The 15,980-nt window shown below is 52.1% G+C and carries 15 protein-coding genes and 1 tRNA gene; 10 read left to right on the top strand and 6 right to left on the bottom strand.

The features are described 5' to 3' along the window. Positions 1-97: 97 nt before the first annotated feature. From mtgA to Q0X64_RS07235, 5 genes are all read left to right on the top strand, one after another. On the top strand, positions 98-799 hold the full coding sequence (gene mtgA / locus Q0X64_RS07215; protein ID WP_297810608.1) for a monofunctional biosynthetic peptidoglycan transglycosylase: 702 nt from the start codon (positions 98-100) through the stop codon (positions 797-799). Positions 800-897: 98 nt separating this feature from the next. Next, positions 898-1,977 carry an NAD(P)-dependent alcohol dehydrogenase gene (locus Q0X64_RS07220; RefSeq protein WP_297810611.1) on the top strand — a complete coding sequence of 360 codons (1,080 nt, stop codon included), beginning with the start codon at positions 898-900 and terminating at the stop codon, positions 1,975-1,977. Positions 1,978-2,230: 253 nt separating this feature from the next. Then, the gene (locus Q0X64_RS07225; RefSeq protein WP_297810614.1) at positions 2,231-3,895 is read left to right on the top strand and encodes a GGDEF domain-containing protein; all 1,665 of its coding nucleotides are present in this window, start codon (positions 2,231-2,233) and stop codon (positions 3,893-3,895) included. 128 nt (positions 3,896-4,023) lie between these two features. Beyond that, positions 4,024-5,316 (top strand): PAS domain-containing methyl-accepting chemotaxis protein, encoded by a 1,293-nt coding sequence (locus tag Q0X64_RS07230; RefSeq protein ID WP_297810617.1) that lies wholly within the window; start codon positions 4,024-4,026, stop codon positions 5,314-5,316. Positions 5,317-5,405: 89 nt separating this feature from the next. Then, complete coding sequence (locus Q0X64_RS07235) at positions 5,406-6,374, top strand: response regulator (RefSeq protein ID WP_297810619.1); 969 nt, start codon at positions 5,406-5,408, stop codon at positions 6,372-6,374. Between the two features lie 23 nt (positions 6,375-6,397). Here Q0X64_RS07235 and Q0X64_RS07240 read toward each other — a convergent pair whose 3' ends face one another. Then, positions 6,398-6,724, bottom strand: coding sequence for a hypothetical protein (locus Q0X64_RS07240; RefSeq protein WP_297810623.1), 327 nt, complete (start codon positions 6,722-6,724; stop codon positions 6,398-6,400). A 247-nt stretch (positions 6,725-6,971) separates the two neighbouring features. Between Q0X64_RS07240 and mltF the strand changes: the two genes are divergently transcribed. Beyond that, a complete protein-coding gene (mltF, locus tag Q0X64_RS07245) occupies positions 6,972-8,339 on the top strand; it encodes a membrane-bound lytic murein transglycosylase MltF (protein ID WP_297810625.1) in 1,368 nt (455 codons plus the stop codon). Between the two features lie 20 nt (positions 8,340-8,359). Here mltF and Q0X64_RS07250 read toward each other — a convergent pair whose 3' ends face one another. The 5 genes from Q0X64_RS07250 to Q0X64_RS07270 form a co-directional block, all read right to left on the bottom strand. Next, the gene (locus tag Q0X64_RS07250; protein ID WP_297810628.1) at positions 8,360-9,079 is read right to left on the bottom strand and encodes an SDR family NAD(P)-dependent oxidoreductase; all 720 of its coding nucleotides are present in this window, start codon (positions 9,077-9,079) and stop codon (positions 8,360-8,362) included. Positions 9,080-9,143: 64 nt separating this feature from the next. Continuing rightward, complete coding sequence (locus tag Q0X64_RS07255) at positions 9,144-9,476, bottom strand: hypothetical protein (RefSeq protein ID WP_297810630.1); 333 nt, start codon at positions 9,474-9,476, stop codon at positions 9,144-9,146. A 106-nt stretch (positions 9,477-9,582) separates the two neighbouring features. Then, positions 9,583-9,658, bottom strand: a tRNA-Val gene (locus Q0X64_RS07260). 175 nt (positions 9,659-9,833) lie between these two features. Next, positions 9,834-10,280 carry a hypothetical protein gene (locus tag Q0X64_RS07265; RefSeq protein ID WP_297810632.1) on the bottom strand — a complete coding sequence of 149 codons (447 nt, stop codon included), beginning with the start codon at positions 10,278-10,280 and terminating at the stop codon, positions 9,834-9,836. Between the two features lie 129 nt (positions 10,281-10,409). Next, on the bottom strand, positions 10,410-11,153 hold the full coding sequence (locus Q0X64_RS07270; RefSeq protein WP_297810635.1) for a dienelactone hydrolase family protein: 744 nt from the start codon (positions 11,151-11,153) through the stop codon (positions 10,410-10,412). A 317-nt stretch (positions 11,154-11,470) separates the two neighbouring features. Between Q0X64_RS07270 and Q0X64_RS07275 the strand changes: the two genes are divergently transcribed. Genes Q0X64_RS07275 through Q0X64_RS07290 form a run of 4 tightly spaced genes read left to right on the top strand, consistent with a single transcriptional unit; the run spans position 11,471 to position 15,872 of the window. Continuing rightward, positions 11,471-12,283 carry a hypothetical protein gene (locus Q0X64_RS07275; RefSeq protein WP_297810638.1) on the top strand — a complete coding sequence of 271 codons (813 nt, stop codon included), beginning with the start codon at positions 11,471-11,473 and terminating at the stop codon, positions 12,281-12,283. Then, positions 12,284-13,321, top strand: coding sequence for an ABC transporter substrate-binding protein (locus tag Q0X64_RS07280; RefSeq protein ID WP_297810641.1), 1,038 nt, complete (start codon positions 12,284-12,286; stop codon positions 13,319-13,321). It begins immediately after the preceding gene. Continuing rightward, entirely contained in the window at positions 13,318-14,844 is a 1,527-nt protein-coding gene (locus Q0X64_RS07285) for an iron ABC transporter permease (RefSeq protein WP_297810644.1), read from the top strand. Before Q0X64_RS07280 ends, Q0X64_RS07285 begins: the two co-directional genes overlap by 4 nt. After that, entirely contained in the window at positions 14,841-15,872 is a 1,032-nt protein-coding gene (locus Q0X64_RS07290) for an ABC transporter ATP-binding protein (protein ID WP_297810647.1), read from the top strand. Before Q0X64_RS07285 ends, Q0X64_RS07290 begins: the two co-directional genes overlap by 4 nt. Positions 15,873-15,980 lie beyond the last annotated feature (108 nt).

A 15,980-nucleotide genomic window follows, 5' to 3' on the forward strand; every position in this document is an offset into this window, starting at 1 on the left:
TTGGCGAACCCGCTTCAATACTACAAAAACTGCACTTAGCAGCACAAGGTAAATGCGAATTCAGCGTGGATTAGGGCTTTTTTGCTAAGATTGCAGCGTGAATAAATTCAAGCGTTATCTTCTGCGAAGTATTTTATTGCTGTTACTGGCCTGGCTTGTGCTGAGCCTGTTGATGGTCGTGCCGTTTCGCTGGATTAACCCGCCTGTCACCATGGTGATGGTGGATCGCTGGCTGAGCAGTGATAGAGACGACTTTTATCTGCATCAGCAATGGCTTGACTGGAACGTGATGCCCAAACAGGCAGCGCTGGCAGTCGTGACCTCCGAAGATCAGAAATTCCCGCATCATGCCGGTATCGATTTTGAAGCCGTGATGACGGCGCTGAAGGAAGCCTATCGCGGCGGCGATTTGCGCGGTGCCAGTACCATCAGTCAGCAGGTCGCCAAGAATATGTACCTGTGGACCGGACGTAGCTGGCTGCGTAAAGGACTGGAACTGTGGTTCACCCTGCTGGTTGAATTGAGTTGGGGCAAGCAGCGTATCCTTGAGGTGTATCTCAATATTGCAGAGTGGGGGCCGGGCGTGTTCGGGCTGGAGGCCGCCAGCCGCTATCATTTCGGTAAACCGGCAGCACAACTGACACCCATGCAATCCGCCTTACTGGCTTCCAGTCTGCCCAGTCCCCTCAACTATCAGCCGGCTCAGCCTGCATCACATCTCATCGAGAGGGCAAACTGGAACCTGGCCCAACAACAAAAGCTGGGCGGCACCCAATGGCTGCAGCCACTGGCAGAATAAAACTGATTTGATTTAGATCAAAACTGCATTTGATCTGCATTGCTGCCGTCATTGCTGCCTGCTAATTTACTGATATCAAACAGTAAAAGGAGGTTGCGATGAGCAAGATGATGAAGGCTGCAGTGTTTGTCGAACCGGGCAGGATTGAAATCGACGATAAGCCAGTACCGCCTGTTGGTGACAACGATGCTTTGGTCCGCGTAACCACCACCACAATCTGCGGTACTGATATCCACATTCTCAAGGGCGAATACCCGGTTGAAAAAGGATTGACCATTGGCCATGAACCGGTCGGTGTGATTGAAAAACTGGGCAAAAACGTCAAGGGCTATCAGGAAGGCCAGCGGGTGATTGCCGGTGCAATCTGTCCCAGTTTCACCTCCTATGGGTGCCAGGATGGTCACCCGGCACAGGATGGTGGTGCCCATGCCCACGGTTACAAACCGATGGGGGGATGGCGCTTTGGTAACACTATCGACGGCGCGCAGGCCGAATACCTGCGGGTGCCTGACGCCCAGGCTAATCTGGCGCCAGTGCCAGAGGGGCTCACCGATGAACAGGTACTGATGTGCCCGGACATCATGTCTACCGGGTTTGCCGGTGCAGAATCTGCTGACATTCACATCGGTGACGTTGTTGCCATTTTTGCACAAGGCCCGATTGGTCTGAGTGCCACCGCAGGTGCACGTTTGAAAGGAGCCAGCCTGATCATCGCCGTGGATGGTGTGGATGAACGTTTAAGGCTCTCCAAGGCAATGGGGGCGGATGTGGTCCTGGATTTCAAAAAAGTGGATGTTGTGGCGGAAATTCTGAAAATCACCGGCGGCCGGGGCGTGGATGCCGCTATTGAAGCGCTAGGCAAGCAGGAGACTTTTGAAGCTTCACTGCGAGTATTAAAGCCGGGCGGTACGTTGTCCAGCCTGGGCGTTTACTCTTCAGATCTGACAATTTCCATGAATGCATTCAGCGCTGGATTGGGTGACCATAAAATTGTCACCAGCCTCTGTCCCGGGGGGAAAGAGCGAATGCGGCGCCTGATGAGTGTCATCGCCAATGGCAGAATCAACCTGGAGTCCATGGTGACACATCGTTTTGAGCTTGAGCAGATCGTCGATGCCTACGAACTCTTTGCTGCACAGCGTGACGGGGTAATCAAAGTAGCGCTGACCACAAACTGAAGACGATGATTTGAAAAGAGGATAGTGCGATTAGGGCTGTCGAAATGCTAGCCACTCCCCCCTCATATCACGGGGGGGCGCAACGGATGTTATTTGCTAGGATCGTTCAGTGATGCAATCAGCATCCTTATGCCCGCCAGGCATTCATCAGGACGGGAACGGCGAGAGTTAATTTATAGGGATCAGGCTCTCAAAGACAGGCTTAAAACGGAGTGATGACAGGCTTGCTGTCAGGAAGACCAGCCTCATTGTTATGTGCCTAAGCTTACTTCTCAAGCGCCACTTATGGCTGAGTCTGGTTGCCCTTTGCTGGTCCGGTGTGACTGCCGCTGAAACCGTGGTTCTTCAGCTTCCCTGGCATCATCAGTTTCAGTTTGCAGGCTATTATGCGGCCAAAGCCCAAGGCTATTTCACCCAGGCCGGGATGGAGGTGGAGATTCGTGCCGGTATCGACCAGCAGGGTAACACCACAAATCCCGTCGAGGAGGTAGTGTTTCAGCGTGCAGACTTCGGTGTCACGCGTAGTGACTTGCTGGTGCATCATGCCAGGGGGCTGCCGGTTGTGATGCTGGCAGCGATTATGCAGCGCAGCCCGGCCGCCTTCATCACCCTCGATAAGCACAACATCACCCGGTTGGAGGATATTGGCAACGAGCCGGTCTCCCTGCCTTTGGAAACCAATAAACCGGGCGAGGTTATTGATATTGAGGTGATTGCTGCCCTGGCAAGGGCAGGCGTTGATGTCGGTGAGCTTAATAACCGTTTCAAACACTGGAACCTGGAAGCGCTGCAAAACGGTGAGACCAAGATGATACTCGGCTTTGCTTCTGATGAGCCCTATATCCTGGAACGCCGGGGATATCAGCCAGTTGTTATTTCCCCAATGGATTATGGCATCGATTTATACGGGGACCTGCTGTTTACCAGTGAGTCGTCCCTGCGAACAGATCCGGAGTTGGTTGCGGCATTCAGAGAAGCTGTTTTGCGCGGCTGGGAATTTGCCCTGAATAACCCGGAAACGACGGCCCGACATATCCTGCTCAATTATCCGGTTCGCAATGCGGATTATGATCTCGACTTTATGCTGCAGGAGGCTAGCCAGCTTCGCGATTATATCCAGCCGGATCTGATTGAACTTGGCTACAGCAATCGGGCTCGCTGGAAACGCATTATGCAGGTTTACCGCGAAATCGGCATCACCGATCCGGTTGATTTGAATCGTTTTCTCTATACGCCAGCCAAAAGCGCTAAGTTGAGCACCTGGTTGTGGCCTGCGATCACCACACTGGCAGTACTTTTGTCCCTGATAGGATGGTTGATTTGGACACGGCTGCGCCTGGTCAACAAAGTGCGCCACAGTGAACAGCGTGAAAGTCAGTTTAGGCGTCAGGCAGAGACTGATCCGCTGACCGGCCTAGTCAATCGCCGGCGCTTTAATCTGGAGCTGGAAGTCGGCTATCTGCGTGCTCGCAAGGAGCAGAATGCCTTATCAATGTTAATGCTCGACGTCGATCACTTTAAAAAGGTCAATGATGATTATGGCCATCTTGCCGGTGATATTGTGCTGTGTTCACTGGCCAGGATTTGTGAATCGGTGACCCGCAGCACCGATGTACTGTGCCGTTATGGCGGTGAAGAGTTTGCCTTTATGCTGCCTGATACCGATATTGAAGCGGCCAGGGAGATCGCCGATCGACTTATGCAGCGGATTCATGCTGATGAAGTCGCTTGCGACGCTGACAGGATACGTTACACCGTCAGCATCGGTATTGCTGTACTGCATCAGGACGATCAAGATGCTGTTGACCTGCTTCGCCGCACTGATCGCCACCTCTATGCTGCCAAAGCTGCCGGTCGGGACGCCGTTTATGCTTCTGCAGAGCCCGGAGCCCATCTCTCGCTGGTCAGAGACGCCTGAACTGACCCGATTTTTTATTCTGTCTGAGACTTTAAGTGTGCATATGAAATGCCAGCTTAATTTTTTTTAAGTAAAAATCAATTGATGCCGATACTAAAAGTATCGGCCTTGTCAATGAGGATGACAGGATGTTCAATAAAAAGCTCAAACAGACCCTACAGCAGCAGGAAGCACAAATTCGCTCACTCAGCGCTGAACTGAAAGCCGTTCACGATAATCTGGCCATGATTGAGTTCACGCCCGATGGACATATAGTTGAGGCCAACGCAGCCTTTCTCTCGGTTGTCGGTTACAGCCTGGAGGAAGTCAAAGGCCAGCATCACCGCATGTTCTGCGAACCGGGCTATGCCGCCAGTAATGAATACCAGCAATTCTGGCAACAGTTGGGCTCGGGTCAGGTCCAGTCTAGAACCTTTGAACGGGTCGCCAAAAACGGTGATAAAGTCTGGCTGGAGGCGACCTATTTCCCGGTCATGCTCGATCAGCAGGTGGTCAAAGTGATTAAGATCGCCTCTGATGTGACCGCCAAAACCGATCTGGCTTTGGAGAAGGAAGCCATCATCAAAGCGCTGGATAAATCCCAGGCGATTATCGAATTCACCCCTGATGGCATCATTCTCGACGCTAATCAGAACTTTCTCAGTACGGTGGGCTATGCGCTGAAAGATATTCAGGGCCAGCATCACCGTATGTTCTGTAATGATGATTTTTACCGCGATAACCCCTCATTCTGGGACGAACTGGCGCAGGGTTATTTCAAGAGCGGTACTTTTGAACGCCGCAACAGCCAGCAGCAACCGGTGTGGCTGGAAGCGAGCTATAACCCGGTATTCGATTGCAAAGGCAAGGTGGTCAAAGTCATTAAATTTGCTACGGAAACAACTGATGAACATCGCCGGCAGGATGCGATCAAACAGGCATCGGAAGACGCATACCGTGCCTTTGATGATGCTGAGCAGGAATGGGCAGCCTGCGGCGATATGCTCAATGAGTCTGTAGAGTTGTCTCAGCATGTGACCGAGGAGGTCAGCAATGCGTCCAGATTAATCAGCGAACTGGCTGCGCATTACGAGCAAATTGGCAACACCATTAATGTTATCCGCGGTATTTCTGAACAAACCAACTTGCTGGCCTTGAATGCTGCCATTGAATCAGCCCGGGCGGGTGAGCATGGGCGAGGATTTGCGGTGGTGGCAGACGAGGTCAGAAAGCTGTCGCGAAGCACCAACGATTCTACGGTTGAGATTGAGACCGTGTCCTCAAAAAATGCAGCGTTGGTTGAGCAGGCCACAAATTACCTCAATACCTCACAGACCCGGGTGGCGGAAGGTTTTGACAAGATTAAGCTGGCAATGGACAAATTCAAAACCATCCGTGACATTTCATATCAGATCACCGAGTCGATCTCGCGATTACGCTGATTGACTGAGCAAGAATAAAATCTAAGGCACTGGTTTTTATGCGGTTTTGTGGCTATAGTGAACTCAAATAGCGACAAAATGGCTGATGCATGAAAGTCCTGATCGTCGATGATGCTGAAATCGATTCCTTACTGTGCCAGAAAATCGTCGAATCCCTCGGCTACAGACCGATTGCGGTTTCCTCTGCGGATGAAGCCCAGGAGATTTTGCTAAAACCCGGCTCCCCCGACATTGTTATTGTGGACTGGGTGATGCCGGGAACCAATGGGCTGGAATTGTGCAATGCCATTCGTCAGAGTGAGCTTATGGTTGAACCCTTTATCCTGATGATGACATCCAACGATGATCGTCATGCCGAAGCAGAAGCGCTGAATGCCGGTGCCGATGATTTTATCTCCAAGCCTATTAACAAAATTGATATGGATGCCAAGCTCCGCCTGGGCCGGCGCTTGATTAAAACCCAGCTTGAATTGCTGGTCGCCAATCAAAAACTCAGTGAAAAGCTCCGCTATGATGCTGTAACCGGCATCATGAACCGCCAGTCAGGCTTGAAAGCGATTGCTGCTGCCTTATCAAGACTGTCGCGGCAACAAGCCATGCAGGGCTTGCTGATTCACTGTCAGATCCGTTTTGATAACGCCAAGCGACGTTTTCAACAGAGCCTGTTTGACAGGGTATACGTTGACCTGGCCAGGCAGTTGGCGGCTGCCCTGCGACAGAGCGATGTTATGGTGCGTCTGAGAGATGATGAGTTTCTATTATTTGCAGAGAGCCATCCTGATAGCCATAAGCTGCTGTTGGAACGCGTCCAGAGGGCGGTCAGCCAATGTCATTTGACTGAAGCCGATCGCAGCTACAACCTGAGTGCACTGCTTGCAGGCATGATTATTAAACCGGTCCAGGCTATGGCCCCGATGAGTGAAGTGTTAAATCAGCTGGAATCTTTTTTAAATGAACTGGATCAATCAGGAAAGACACAGGCCCTGGCGCCATTCCGCCTGCAGCAGGGAGAGATTGTTGATTTTACGGGTTTCAGAAAATTGCATGGCAAACACTGAACTGAGTTGAAAGCCTGCTTTGTTCAGAATTGAGCTTCGGTTCCCTGCTGTCGCTGCACACAGGCATTGAAGATTTCATCGTGAATCACATCAGCCTCGGTATCTACCGGCTGGATAAAAACGCGCTCAGCGATGACCAGCAAATCATCCCGGCCCTGTGAGTCGGCGTAGATTTTATTGATATTGGCGGCAAACTGATCCCAGTTATGTCCCTGTTGCTGCCGGATATGCTGGATCTCATAAGCGGTGCCGGCCTGGTAGGCACAACTGGTGATGTTTTGCCGTTCCAATGGCGCTGCCTGCGCCGTGCTGAATAGACCGGCCATAATAATAAAAGCTGTTTTGTTCATAAATAGGTACCTTGCGTTTGCTGATGTTTGTGTGACTCTTTATCGCAGCAGGCTGTTCCTCTTCGTCAGAACAGCGATGACAGCGATGACAATTTGCAACACCGGAAGAGGCTGACGTGGATGTTGGCTTAAGCCGCTTTTCAGCTAAGCTGGCGGCTTGTTTTAGGGTTGCTGACAAATGCCTTGCGCGCAATAAAATGACGGGGCAGGGCTGGTGCCAGTCGCCATTGCATGGCATGTTAGTGTTATGTTTTATCACAAAATGCTGGCACTAATCGGCTTGAGCCTGCTGCTCACAGCCTGTGGCGATACTTCCCAATCTGCCCAACAAAATACAAGAACGTTTCAGCAGATTATCGACTCGGGTGAATTAATCATTGCCACCCGAAACGCGCCCACCACCTGGTATATTGACGCACAGGGTGAGGCCAGCGGCTATGAGCATGATCTGGCGTTGGTATATAGCGAAGCGCTGGGTCTCGAACCACGTTTTGTGATTAAAGACAGTATCAGCGAGATTTTCCAGGCCTTGAGAGAGGGCGAGGCAGATGTTGCTGCGGCGGGGCTGACGCTGTTGCCTTCAAGAGAAGCCGAGTTCCTCTCGGGTCCCCAATACGATTCAGTCCACCAGGCACTGGTCTGTCACCGCGATGGGCCAAAGCCTGACAGCTATCAGGCGCTGAGCGGCCTCAATATTCGGGTTATTGCCAACAGTAGTTACGCGCAGCGCCTCAAACTCATTCAGCAAACCCACAACCCGCAACTCCAGTGGTCCGAGACCACTAAGCATGCCACCGAAGCGCTGCTGGGTCAGGTTGCCAGTGGGAAGATCGACTGCACCGTCGCCGACTCCAATATTGTCAAAATCAATCGCCGTTATTTCCCGGAAATCACCGTGGCCATGCAATTGACTGACAGGCAGCCGCTAGCTCTATACCTGGCAGCGCAAAGTCAGCAGCTCAAAGCCCGGCTGGATCAGTGGCATGCAGACTTTGAGAATAGCGCTGAGATGCGCAAAATCGAAGATCGCTATTACGGTTTCTTTCGTCAATTCGACTATGTTGATGTCAGCGTATTTCGACGTCGCATTGATGAACGGCTGCCACGCTATGATCGTTATTTTGCATCTGCCGCTTATACCTTTGAGCTACCGTTGAACACGCTGTTGGCGCAGAGCTATCAGGAATCCCACTGGGATCCACAAGCGGTCTCGCCAACCGGCGTCAAGGGCATCATGATGCTCACGCAAAATACAGCAGAATCATTGGATATCAGTGATCGCACTGACCCGAAACAGAGCATCATGGGCGGTGCCCGGTATCTGAAAAATATGCTGAGCCGTTTCAGACAGGAAATCAGTGCCGAAGACAGGCTCTATCTTGCGCTGGCCGCCTACAACATCGGCCGTGCGCACATGCATGATGCCCAGATCCTGGCTCGTGAGCTGGGTTTCAGCCCGTACGACTGGCACGATATGAAGCAGGTTCTGCCGCTGCTGGCGCAAAAGCAATATTACAAAGATCTCAAATACGGCTATGCCCGTGGCGGTGAGCCGGTGAGATATGTACAGAGAATCCGTGAATATCAGTCTATTCTGGAAAACGAGCTGGATTAGCCTAGTTCTGAAAAGGCCAGCTACCAGTCTATTGGCTGACGATTCCAGTCAAGAAAAGACAATTCACCATCGGCTGTCTGCGCATCCAGGATATTAATGACTTGTGTCGCTACAAACGCGGGACTGAACAATTTGCCCTCAGGCACATTCTGACTGAAAGGGCGGGACAACTCGGTGTCCGTTGTGCCCGGATGAAAGACGATGATTTTAACATTGGGCGCGCGGCGTGCGTATTCGATGGCGGTGGACTTCAGTAGCATATTCAAAGCGGCTTTACTGGCCCGGTAGCCATACCAGCCACCAAGATGGTTATCTGTAATACTGCCTACCCGGGCACTGAAGACAGCAACCCGAGCCGGGTCAGTGTTTTTCAAAACGGGCAGCAGGTGCTTGAGCCAAAGCACCGGCGTGATGCTGTTGATATTAAATACATGCAATAGCGATTCTGCATTCAGATCTTCCAAGCGTTTTTCCGGGCTGACAGTGTCATCGTGGAGGATACCCAGGCAGATAAACACCCGTTCAAAGACCAGCCCCTGTTCCTGAAACGCTTGAGTAATTTCGTTGATTGACGCTTCGCCGTGATCCGATTGATACCAATCAATGTCGGCAGCATTTGCAGGACGCTGACCACGACTCACTACTACGATTGCCTTGTCGCGCTCTGAGTTTAATAAAGTCTGGATGATGGCCTGGGCAATGCCGCCATGACCACCAATAATGAGCGATGCATTTTTCATCCGCTCAATATCGGTGCTGCGTTGTGAAATTTATGTTGTGAGGGGTGTTACGCTATGACGCGCTTTATTCAGCGAATACATATTTCCAGTGGATGTTCTCGGCTGACATCATCTGGCTGACACTGAGCCGGATCATCCCGGTGGGATCACTGGGCTCGCCAATCACGACATAGCGGCGGCCAGACTCGGTAAACCCGATGCCACGGCGGCGCTCGAAGGTTTTAATCGGACTGCTGTTACGTAACAAAAATGGCAGCACTTCATCATCATCGGCGGGTTTGAATGGCGGTACGGTTTCCGGACGATGACGCAGGCCGACGAAGATTTCCTTATCACCGGGCAATATCAGAATGTTCCAGTGGAAAAGCGTCATTGTCGGATTTTGGGACAGGCTCAAAGGTTTATCTCTCAGACTTTTACTTGTCAGCTTAGCGACATTAAGAGATTAATGCCAAGACGTCCAAGGATACGCCGCCAGGGGAGACGGACAAAAAGGAAATTCTTGGTGGGTGCTGAGGGGATCGAACCCCCGACCCTCGCCTTGTAAGGGCGATGCTCTCCCAGCTGAGCTAAGCACCCCAAGAAAGCGTGGCATTCTACAATATCCGCGCTCAATGTGAAGCGTTAATAGCAATTTTTTTGGAAACTGCTTGGTAATGAGTTGCTTATGTCGAATCAAAATGGGCCGAAGTGGATAATCAAAGTCCCGAACGCGCTGACAGCCGAGCAATGTAGTGCTGATCTGATAACAGGATTAAATGCTATCGGCGTCAGCGACCCGGCAAAAATCCCTCTCCCAATCTTTCAGGAACGGGGTGATGCTGTCATGTAATTCCAGATGGCGCTGCCACCAGTCTTTAAAGGTGCTGAACAAAAGCTGTGTCTGATGATCGTCACTGGGCGCATCCAGTCTGTTCAGTAAAGATGTCAGGATTTGATTCGCCTGATCCTCATAGCCAGCCAGCAGGGGCGATTGATTTTGCCTGAGAATCAGCATTTCAGTTTTGAAGTGCAGCTCCAGCTGTGAGTAGAGCATCATCACATGCTTGATGATGTGGGTCTCATCACCTTTCAGCGTGAGAAAGTGGATGGCGTTGATACTGGTAATGATGGCCCGGTGTTGCTCATCAATAAGTTCATTGTGCTGGCTGAAGTCCTCTTCCCAGGTCATCAGCATTGGTGTTTTGCGTGTCAGGTTCATATTGCTCACTCAATGATGTTTGAGTTATCAATACCACCGGGATATAACAAAAAGTGTGATGTAGTTGGCGTTGTTGAAGTGACAGGGAGTCAGCCTATGAGTGACTCCCTGTCAGTTAATGTTGCTTGTTTACCGCAGAGTGCGGCTGAACAGGTTCAGCGCCAGCTGATAACCCAGCATTGCGGTCTGGGCATCATAGCGCCCACCATCGCCTTCATCACGCATAAAAGCATGCTCTGCATTAAATTCATGCCAGGTAAAGGTGATGTCAGTCTGGTTGAGGGCATGATGGATTTTATCAAGGCCATCGCGCGGCACGTGGTTATCCTGTTTACCCCAGATCATCAGCAATTCACCCTTGATGTCATTCAGACGTTCCATGCTGTGCTGACCTGGCTGGTTGGGGATTTTCTGAATGTGCAGGTCTGTGGCGTAAAAGCAGGCAGTGCCTTCGACTTCTGGCTGCAGGGCAGCACGGAAAGCCAGGTGACCACCGATGCAATAACCCATCGCGCCGATATGACCATTACACCAGGGTTGGGTTTTGACATAAGCAATCATGGCCGCATTGTCTGAGTCGTAAGCTTCAACATCTTTGGCTTCTTTGTCGGCATTGCCTTTATCGCGGCCGGCATCATCATAGCCCAGTACAGTGCCAATGGGGTTGAGCTCGTGGAACACTTCCGGCACCAGTACCGCATAGCCATGACTGGCCATCAGACGTGCAGCACGCTCGATTGGTCCGGTCTGTTGAAAGATTTCTGAATAGAACAGGATAACCGGATAACTGCCATCACCAACGGGGCGGTGTATATAGGTCCGCATCACGCCAGTCGGGGTATCGAGATCAACATAATCGCTCTGTATTTTCATAGATCTGAGTTCGCTTATTTGAGTTGAAAAAAGTTAATCGCACTATTGTACAACGAGTCTGATACGGCTATCACGCAGGCTGAGCCAATTGCCGTTGATGTGATTGAGGATAGGAGATTGAACGCTTTTCATTCATAATAGTAGTTTTTCCACCCACAGAATCAACAACAGCAGGCTGAACTCAATATGTCCGGCCCTGTCTCAGTTCACAGTTTGAGAAAGGCAGAGAAAGCCAGTTTACTGAAATTATTTAAATGAGTATCATTATCAACAACATCTCAAGCTAATGAAACTGTCAAACTCAGGAGAACAAGACAATGACGAGCAAATGGTTTAAGCGCCAGTATCTGGTGGGTATGCTGGGCGCGGTAGCGTTGATGACATCACAGGCGACCATGGCGACCGGCGCAATTGGTGAGCATGTGAATCATCTGACCGACAACCTCGATAACTACAGCCAGGAAGTCAACTGGCTCAACGACAAAGTCAAGGCCATGATCCTGCGTTACCAGGAAGGCGGTGTTGACGAGGCTAAACCGGATCTGCTGGTCGAACACTGGGAAGCCGTCGATTTCCACTCAGCGATTGAAACCAATTACGTGCCCGTCTATGCCTCAATCTGGCAAGGTCTCTTCGGTGTCAAAACAGCGATGGAAGACAACGCCAGCATTGAGCAGGTGCGCGAGCAGCACGACCTGTTGGAACAAGCCTTATGGCAAGGCCTTGGTGCGGTCAAACTGGCAGCACAGTATCAGGACAAGGGCCTGACAGAACAAGTCGCCACCACCCAGGACAATCCCACCAACTCACTGGAAGCGTTGGATGCAATTGACAACCACCTCAACCGCGTGGTCGCCAAGTATGCAGAGAAACTGCCTAAAGAGGCTGTCACCATTGTGCATGATACCTATCTGAACCTGTTTGAAGGTGTCGAGGGTGAATTGATTGCCCTGGATGCTGAGCTGGTTGAAGATCTGGAAAAAGACTTCAATGTGACACTGCCACAAGCGATTCAGAATGGTAAAAGCGTCGATGACGTTCGCGGCGTGGTCACCATGATGCAGGGCAAGCTGGATACTGCGTCATCCTTGCTGGAACAATCTGCTGAAGAGAGAAAGGACGTTTTCTAAATGCAGCGCAGAAGCTTTGTACAGTCAATGGCAGCGCTGGCCGCTGCCGGCGCCTTACCCATCAGTCTCAATACAGTGCTGGCCAATCCGGCCGGCGCTGTCTCTGTGGAGAGTCTCCCTGAGCTCAAGGGCGAATTAACCCTCTACTTGGGGCGGGGCGAGGGCGGTCTGTATGAAAACGTTATCAAGGCCATTGAAGAACGTAACCCGGAATTCAAACTTCGCATCCGTCGCGGTCCCACCGCGTCATTGACCAATGCCATTCTGGCTGAGGCCAAGGCGGGTGTGCGTCGTGCTGATCTTTTCTGGGCGGTCGACTCCGGTGCTGTGGGCATGGTGACTGATGCCGGACTGGCCCAACCTCTGCCTGATGACCTCACCGGCCAGCTGCGTGATAACTTTCAGTTTTCAGACTGGACGCCGGTGACTGGCCGCATTCGTACCATTCCTTTCAACACGGAGCGACTCACAGCAGCAGATATCCCGGACGATATCATGGCGCTGGCCGATAGCGATTTCAGTATTGCCTGGGCGCCGGCTTATGCCTCGTTCCAGTCGTTCGTCACGGCGATGCGTATTTTGAAAGGTGATAAAGTCACAGCAGACTGGCTGCGTGGTATTGATGCACGTGCCAGTAAATATGCCGGTGAACTGGGCGTGGTAATGGCGGTAGAGCGGGGTGAAGTGGATCTGGGGTTGGCCAATCACTACTACACACTACGGCTCAAATCCGGTAAGCCTGATGCCAATGTTGATCTGGCTTTTACCCGTAACGATGCGGGTTGTCTGGTCAATGCCTCAGGCATTCTGGCATTGACCGATAATGAGCTGGCAGTGAATTTCATCCGTTACCTGCTGACCCGGGAAGTGCAGTCCTACCTCGCGGAAGAGGCCTTCGAAATTCCGCTGGTCGATAATGTGGCCCCGCCTGTCGGGCTGCCCAGTCTGGATAAAGTGTCGCCGCCCGAGATTGATTTGACCCAGCTTGCTGACCTGCGACCTACGGTGGAGTTGATGCGCAGCAGCGGCATCTTATGAAGCAATGGTCTCCTTCTTACCCGTTTGCCATCATCATCGCTCTAATCGCGTTGATGCCTGTTGCCGTGCTGATCTGGCTGGCGGCAGACAGTCCACAACTATTCGACGCCCGTAACCTCGATATTCTGACCAACACCATCTCGCTGATGCTGCTCACTGCAGCAGGGGCAGTGATTATCGGTGTGCCACTGGCTTTATTGACCTCTTACGTCAAACTGCCTTGGGCTCGCTTCTGGCTGGTGTTGCTGGCGGCGCCGCTGGCGATTCCCAGCTATATCGGTGCTTTCACTTTTTATGCGGCCTTCGGGCCCGGTGGTGAAATCGAGCAGATGATCGGCATCAGCACACCGGTGTTCGACGGACTGGTGGGGTCCAGCATTGTGATGGCGCTGTATACCTATCCCTTTGTGATGCTCACCGTCAGGGCGTCATTGCTGAGTCTGGACTCCAGTTTGGTCAATGCAGCGCGAACGCTGGGTATGTCCCTGTTCAGCAGTCTCTGGTCCGTGGTTTTGCCGCGCATAACCAACGGCATCGCTGCCGGCGCTTTACTAGCTGCGATGTATGCCTTATCTGATTTCGGCACGCCAGCGATCTTAAGGCTCGACACCTTTACCCGGATGATTTACGTCGAATACAACAGTTTCGGTCTCAGTCAGGCTGCGATGTTGTCACTGCAGTTGCTGGTGATTGTAGGCCTTATTCTGTTTATCGAATCACGGGTCAAAGGCACCCGGGAGCGACCGGGTAAATCTTTGCTGCTATGGCCGGGGAAGCTCAAAACCGCGCTAATGTTGCTGGCCGCCTCACCGGTTGTGCTCTTCGCCATCATGTTGCCGCTGGCTATATTTATCCTGTGGCTGTGGCGGGATGGTGCCGGTAACTTCGAGCTGGTGTATGCCTGGAACTCAGCCTATGCCGCACTGTTTGCAGCTATTGCTGCAGTTATATTCGCTTTGCCGGTAGCTCAGGCTGCCATCCATGGCCGTTTTGGCCGTCTCACTGAGCGCGTCAGTTACCTGGGCTTTGGTGTGCCGGGTATCGTGATGGGTACGGCACTGGTTTATGTCGGCCTCCAGGTGTCACTGCTTTATCAGACTCTGGCACTGTTGGTGCTGGCATATGTGATGCGTTTTCTACCTTTGGCTGTGGGCACCATCCGCTCCACTTCAGAGCGATTGGATCCGAGCCTGGTCAAAGCCGCCAGACTCCTGGGTGCAAGCCGTAAAGAGGCTTTTCGCCGGATTACATTGCCACTCAGTATCCGAGGCATTGTTGCCGGTGCTGCTTTGGTGTTCCTCGAAGTCATGCGAGAATTACCCGCTACGCTGATTCTGAGTCCGCTCGATTTTGAAACACTGGCGACTTATCTCTGGCGGGTGTACGAAGCCGGTTATTTTGGTCAGGCAGCGATCCCGGGTTTACTGTTAGTTGTGATATCCGGGCTGGCTTTGGCAGTGATGTTCTATGGCGAGCGCTGGAATCAAACAGATATTTTTGAGGAGGAGCCTTCAGTCTCATGATTGAAGTTCGCAACGTATCCGTTCACTACGGTCAGAAAAAGGTCGTTGATGATCTCAGTCTGACGCTGGGTGAGTCGGAACTGCTGACCCTGGTTGGACCGACAGGCTGTGGTAAAACGACTATTCTGCATGCCCTGGCCGGACTGATTCCGATCTCGGAAGGCACGATTAAACTGGGACAGAAAACCGTCACGGCCCACAAAACCATCGCGCCGGAAAAACGTCAGGTAGGCATGGTATTTCAGGACTTTGCTTTGTTCCCGCACCTGACCGTGGCGCAGAATGTCAGCTTCAAACTCAAAGATCATAGCAAGGCCGATCACTGGATTGAGTTGCTTGGTCTCAGCCCCTGGCGTGATGCCAAACCGGATAACCTGTCGGGTGGTCAGAAACAACGTGTCGCGCTGGCGCGCACACTGGCCCATGAACCGGCATTTGTGTTGCTGGATGAACCCTTATCCAATCTCGATGCCGCGCTGAAAGATGATCTACGCTGGGAAATCCGCAATGCTCTGAAAGAAGCCGCTGTGCCGGCTGTCTGGGTCACCCACGATCAGGAAGAAGCGCTGTCAGTTGGTGACCGTATCGGGGTACTCAAAGATGGCAAACTCGAGCAAGTCGGCAGCCCCGAAGCCTGTTTCAGTGAACCCAACAGTCGATTTGTGGCTCGCTTTCTGGGTGAGGCCAGTTTCCTGCCTGCGAGCCTGGAGTCGGGCAGTAATGTGGCTACCACCGAACTCGGCAATGCCCCGGCAGCGCCGGTCAACGACGCTTCCGGCGAGGTCGATTTGCTGCTGAGACCGGATGATCTGTCCCTGAACATTGTCGATCAGGGCAATGGCGAAGTGATCTGGAGTCGCTATGAGGGCAGTGCCCGTTTGTACGCCGTGAAAACCGATGACGGTGCCACGGTTCGCATTCGCTGCAGCCATGAAAAAGTCGCCGAGCCCGGGCAACGGGTATTGCTGACCATTATTACCACGCACCCGCTGGCCGTCTTTGCACGTGGGGATGAGGGAATAGCGTAGAACCAGCTTAAAGCTGTGCTGAGCTGCTTCCATTCGTTAGCAATCCTGTCCTGTTGAGCGAAGCCGAAACATCTCCAAGCGTTGAAGAGATGCCTCCGTTCGTCGGCA

Source organism: uncultured Methylophaga sp. (assembly GCF_947259025.1).
GTDB lineage: Bacteria > Pseudomonadota > Gammaproteobacteria > Nitrosococcales > Methylophagaceae > Methylophaga.